The following is a 6213-nucleotide window of genomic DNA, read 5'->3' on the forward strand; positions in this document are numbered from 1 at the left end:
TATGGCGAAGGCTGTAGCCGAAGCTAAAAATAGCGGTGTTCCGATCTATACCATCGGTCTCAATGCAGACGGAAAGCTGAATAAAAACAAGCTCGCCGACATTGCGCAGCAAACGGGCGGCAAGTCCTTTATTACAAGCTCGGCGGATGATCTGCCGAACATTTTGAGTGAAATTTTCGCCAGCAATTTGAAATTGAAGGTTGTGCCCTTGCAGTCCATTACGGCTAACGGCAACTATCAGGATGTTACGGTAACCGTACCGAACGATAGCGTGCTGGAGGCCAACATTTCGATTATGTCCTCGAAACCGGTGGATGCAAGACTGATAGATCCGTCGGGCAACACCAAGCCGATTCCTTCAAGCGATGTACTGTTGTCCAAGTCGAAAAGCTACTCGCTGATTAAGCTGCTCAAGCCTGTAGCTGGCGACTGGAAGCTCCAGGTCAAGGGAGTCCGGCAGGATCAGATCGATATTAATCTGGTATTTAACTATGATTTGGAATTGAAGCTGGACGCACCGCCTGCCCAATCGTACAAAAAAGGTGACTCGGTTCAAATTCGTTCCTATCTGACGAGTAATAACCAGCAGTTTCAGGATCAGGAATTATATGCGAATATGAATGCTGTTCTGAAGGTCAAGGACCTGGATTCCGGGACAACGAATGAGGTGCCGCTAACCAATGCAGGCGATGCTTTTACCGGCTCTTACACGATTCTGGATGAGCATGACTATGAACTAAGTGTCAGAGCAGAAGAGAAGAGCTTTTACCGTGAAACCCAGCCCATAACCATCAGTGCTAAAGCAGGGGCGGGCAGTGGCACGAATACAGGTACAACTCAAACGGCAGCACCTGCCGAAAAGTCCAACCTGCTGCCACTCATTCTTGCAGGACTGGGATTGCTTGTTCTGCTGGTTGCCGCATTTTTCATCTGGAAGGCTGTCAAAAAAGCCAATCGTGGTTTTGTCGGCCAAATTGTACTGGAAATCCGGGATGAAAATACCGGTGAAAAAACGTATCCGCAATACAAGAAGCTGAACACCTTCCGGGGCAAATTTAATCTGCACCAGTTGCTGCAACTGGCACCGGAATTTGCCGGAACCGACAAGGTGGTGTTCACGCCAGCCAATCAGGATCGAATCATGGTGCGCAGCACCCCGGAGATTACGATTGAAAAATCCGGACGCGCTGTAGACACAGGCAGCGGTCTAGAACTGAAAAACGGTGATCGTCTGACGATCCCGCTGGCTAGTGTGGACAAAACCATTTTACTGGAATTTATTTCAGTGAACAGCTAAACGAACCCTTAGGAGGTCAAATCTATGAAACCCGTAGTTAGAGAGCATATTCAACAATTAGACGTATCACTCGGTGGGGGAATCGTAAGCGACAAGATCAGAGTAGATACCATTGATAATCCTATATTAATTATCGGACTTGGAGGTACGGGGATTGATGCCCTCCTTCGCTTGAAATATCAAATTAACCGCAGATTCAAGCTGCCGGCAGATCCGATTTCCAAAAAAAAGAGCGAAAAGCCGGACAATGTGGAATTTCTCGCTTTTGAAACGAATGAGCAGGATCGCAACAAAAAATACAAAGGCATTGGTCTGGACCCGATCAATGAGTTTGTACTGCTGTCCAATGCTGAAATCGGTGGCTTGCTGCAAAATCGCAGCATTCTGGAGCCGTACATTACTGACTGGCTGTCTCCCGAGCTGAGCATTACGGATGGAATGAACGGAGCCGCAGGGGTACGTCAGGCTGGACGCCTGCTGCTGTTCACCAAAATCAATCAGGTCGTACAAAGCATTGACAAAAAAATCAAAACCCTGTCTGAAGGCACCAACAAGAAGCTGATGGTGTTCCTGCTGTCCGGTTTGTCTGGCGGTACAGGAAGCGGCACCTTCCTCGATATCTCCTATATCGTCCGGGGAATTATTGAGCGCGACTATGGCTCCGCAGGTGTAGACCGTGTGAATACATTAGGTTATCTGTTTACACCGGATATTAACCTGGCCAACAAGAGCCTGAGCGAGCATACACGTGAATATATAAAAAAGAACGGCTATGCCGCACTAAAAGAGCTGGACTACTGGATGAATGTGGATAACCGCGGCGAACGCTTTAAGCAGCAGTATGGTAACATTTTGACCGTAAACTCGCCGCTGCCGCCGTTTAATCTGTGTCACCTTATTTCGGCCACGAATACGGAAGGCAAGCTGCTGGAAAATGCTTATGATTATTGCATGAATGTCACCGCCGAGAACATCACCAACTTTATGGCGAGTGAGGAAAAACAGTCGGGCGAAGAGTTCGCCATCCATGACTATATCAGCAACATTCGTACGAACATTGCACAAATGAATAAGACCTACCCGGCAAACTACGATTACAATATTATCGGGGCTTCCTCGGCAGTGCTGCCCATGGAGGAAATGACCACGTATCTGGCTTACCGGATGTTTGGTAAAATGTCCAAAATGTTCGAGCAGGCGCCGAATCAGGAGGACGTAGAGAAGTTTGCCCGCAAATTGGGCGTCGATCTGGACAGCATGATCAAAAACTTTGAATCACGTGTACCAGAGCCACTGCCGGGATTTGAAAATAGTGAACGACTCAGCTATAGCAATGTTGTGAAAATGCAAGTTGTCAATATGGACACTGAGCTGGAGCAGACGTTCCTGACACGTGCCCGTGAAGAATATATCAAAGCAAAGAAACAGCTTCCAGGCGAGATTACGGGGCAGTTTACAGATCAGATCCGCCGGATGTTCCTGCACCCCGAGCAAGGACCGTTCTATGTATCCCGTATGATTTATACGGAAAAAGGATTCAGCTTGCTGAAAATGCTGCTGTCTTATATCGAGACATTGCGTGAATCCCTGCACCGTATTCCTACGGATATTGAATGGGCGCGGGAGCAGGCGAATGAGAAGCTGGGCGATGCCAAGAGCGCGTTTGTGTCCAAGGATAAAAAGAAAAATGCGTATATTGAAGCAAAAATCAACGAATATTGGCTTCGGGCCGATGTGGAGCGTACAGAGCAGCTTATTGAATTTTATGAAGACCTGTATGACCTGCTAAATAAGGAAAACAACCGCATTTATAATGTATTTACTGAAATTTTGAACGCACTGAGTGCCATTTTCGAAAAGAATGGCGATTTGCTGATCAATGGCGAGGAACAGTCCGATCATAAAGGCAACAAAACGTACTATTGGAATCTGGTAAGCGTCCCGGATATTTCCGAAGTCGTGACCAAGCTGCTGGATAAGCGTAACGGTGATGATTTGATTCGTGATTTTGCCCAGGAATTGCTGGAAAATTCAGATCAATGGGTGAAGGATCAGGATATGGACATCATCAGCTCCATCTCCAATTTCTTGACCGAAAAGTTCGGTGATCTCATTACCCGTTCCATGGAGGATTTCCTCGTCATGAAATACGGGCAAGATGAAGCAATTGAAAAATTTGTGGAGCGCTACATTGCGAGCAAGCTGGATGAGGAGGCTGTACCTGTCTTCCATCTGAGCAACAGCTCTGGTAATTTGTACTTCCCGTCATGGGGATTTGTATCGGTACCTGTTCAGTCGCCTAACATTCTGAAGGGTGTTCGCAATTATCAAAATAATGCGATTGGCAAATCGCACTTTACGATTAAAGAGAGTGAAGTCCGTAACCGTATTTTCTGGCTCAATACGCGCAATGGCGTCCCGCTGTTTGTATATACGCCGCTCAAAGTGTATGAAGAAAGCTATGAAAAAACGATTCTTGACCGCGAAGGTATTGGCCGCCATTTGGTACAGACAGGTCAGAATAACTGGACCAATCTGCCTTCGCCAATTCCTGAAAAATCATGGGGCGAAACCTATGTCAATCCGCGTGTGCAGGCTTACAATGCCCGTATCCGAAATGACTTCAACCATGCGAAGTCACTAGGTGTTATCCGTGAGAAGGATGTCGATCAGAATACGAGCAGCCGCTTTACCGTGCTGCGTTCACGTGCGCTGGATCTGAATGCGCTGTTGGCAGGCTACGATATGCGTTTGCAGGAATCCAAGCCAAATCTGGGTGAGGTGAAGAGAGCATGGTCTGAGCTGAAACGTCTACTGGCTGAAGGATTGGAGCAGACGGGAAGCAAAGACATCTTTGGCAGCATCAATGAAGACATGGCCAAGGAAAACCTGATCCGTTCACCGGAGCTTACGCAGGTGGTTCGTGAAGAACTGGCGAAATATACTGAAATCGAAGCCAAGGCTGCGGAATTGGAGGCTTTGCTGGGCAAATATCAGGATGAGGAAAAATGGCTGGATCAATTCATCCAGGTCCTCTATACCGACACGATTTCGAAGAAAGGCGCTTTGTACGTCTATGATCGTGACGAAGAGGAAGAGGCTTGGGAGCCGTTCGCCAACGTTATGAAGAGTCGTAATTATGTGGAGTTTGAAGTGTTTACAAACTTCCGTGGTCTGGAAGAGAAGAAACTTGCAGCCCTGATGCGTAAAGCGGATCGCCGTGATGCTGTGTTGACTTCGTCGGAGGATATTACACCATTGCTGACAAAGCTGGATGGACTCGCTGCGACCTTTACAGAAGCCCGTAATCAATTGGAGTATGAAAAGGTGGAGCTGGCTAATGGAGCTGAGCTTTATGCGTTTTATGCTCAAATGGCCGGTAAATTAAACGACATTCGCAGAAAGTTGAAGTAAAAGTATGAGAGAGCAGCTGTTGCGTTATGCGGCTGACTATGCAGCCGCAGAGGACCAACTAATCGGAAGCGGGGATGGACGCAGCAGCATCCATTTCCCGTCCGTGTTTCTTTTTATCGGTGACGGTATGGGATCGGTGATAAACACTATTGCAGATATCAACCGGACCAAGTGGGATAACAGCACAGGGGTAACCTATATTCAGATTCGCTCACAGGATGAGCAGACGGGTGTAGACCGTTCTGTAGATACTATCCTGCATACGGTAGCCGTACCGGAGGATAGCAGTCACCAAACGATACGCCGTGATTTGCATCAGGCTTTTTATACACATGAATCGCAGTTGATTGAACTTAACACCGCATTGCGCCGTGCTAGTGGGCACTTGGCGGATTACGGTCGGTTGTATTCCTCGTTCGAGCGTGTCCATTTGTCGATCTTGACGACAGCCGATGATCCGATGAATGTATTGGTTCCCGAGATTACGCTGTTGGCGGAATATATTTTTGCGCAGTCCTTCAAGTCCGTACAGATGGATTTGTATGTGCTGGTGAGTGAAGGCGATCAGGCTGCCCAATTCGGCTACCGTAGTGCAACGTCCGTTGCTTTTATGCGGGAACTGGACTATATCCAGAGCCCGGAGTATACGTTTACGGCGCCACTCCATATGACCGAGGACAAATTGACCATCCCGGTATTCCATGCTCCATCGCCGTTGTTTGATCTTGTTTATGTGCTGTCCGACAAGAACGAGCGCGGCATAACGGTGCCTAATAGCCTGCGCGAGAGCTGCGACATCATTTGTCACATTCAGCTCCTCAAAAACCGTTATCAGGCAGGAGATTCCTATCGGTCACAGGATGGGGGCTACAACAATACATCGTTTAAGAACAATATTATGACGGAATCCGGGCGGCAGGGCTATGTGTCGGCCGGATTTTCCCGGGTCAAGCGCCCCAACCAGTCGATCGCACTTACGGTACTGTATCACTTTTATGTGAAGCTGCTGACACGTATGAGAACGGAGAGGGAATGGGACGTACGCGATAAGCTGACTTATTTTGGCTTGGATGCTGCCGAGCGCGGGCGTACGCGAAATGATCTTGTGCCTGGGAATGATGCGATTACAGACATGGGCGCGCTGATGACGAGTGGAGCCAGTTATGGCTCGTTGAAGCGGATGTCATTACGTGAGGCAGAGGAAGTCTTGTTTGGTCAAGGCTGCGAAACCTTTTTCCGCGATAATTGTGAACGGATCGTACACAAACGTCTGGGCGATTTTCAGGCGGAATTACGTTTGCAGACGGCTGTGAACACAGCTGCCAAGGAGCATCCCGAAATCGGCCTATTCGAGCTGGCAGACTGGACAGATGAAGATAAACCGGGAAATGTGCTTACGGCTATTCGGGGAATGATTCGTGATACGTCCAATGATTTGCAGGTTAGTGCTGCTGAGCTGGATACCCTCTATAGCGGCCGAGTGGAGGATCAGCCCTTTCAAC

2 protein-coding genes and 1 pseudogene are annotated in these 6213 nt (G+C 48.2%); all 3 read left to right on the forward strand.

Features of this window, described 5'->3' with window-relative positions:
- A partial coding sequence (locus WG8_RS11060; protein WP_007430260.1) for a hypothetical protein occupies nt 1–1297 on the forward strand: 1297 nt, incomplete at its 5' end.
- Nucleotides 1298–1321: 24 nt separating this feature from the next.
- Nucleotides 1322–4711: a tubulin-like doman-containing protein gene (locus tag WG8_RS11065; protein WP_007430261.1), complete on the forward strand. Its 3390-nt coding sequence runs from the start codon at nt 1322–1324 to the stop codon at nt 4709–4711.
- A 4-nt stretch (nt 4712–4715) separates the two neighbouring features.
- Nucleotides 4716–6213, forward strand: a pseudogene (locus WG8_RS28315) (transcription initiation factor TFIID); the annotation flags it as partial.

This window comes from Paenibacillus sp. Aloe-11 (assembly GCF_000245715.1).
In the GTDB taxonomy this organism is placed as follows: Bacteria; Bacillota; Bacilli; order Paenibacillales; family Paenibacillaceae; genus Paenibacillus; species Paenibacillus kribbensis.

Coding starts and splice junctions, on each gene's coding strand:
- WG8_RS11065 (WP_007430261.1), top strand. CDS start 1,322: ATGAAACCCGTAGTTAGAGAGCATATTCAACAATTAGACGTATCACTC.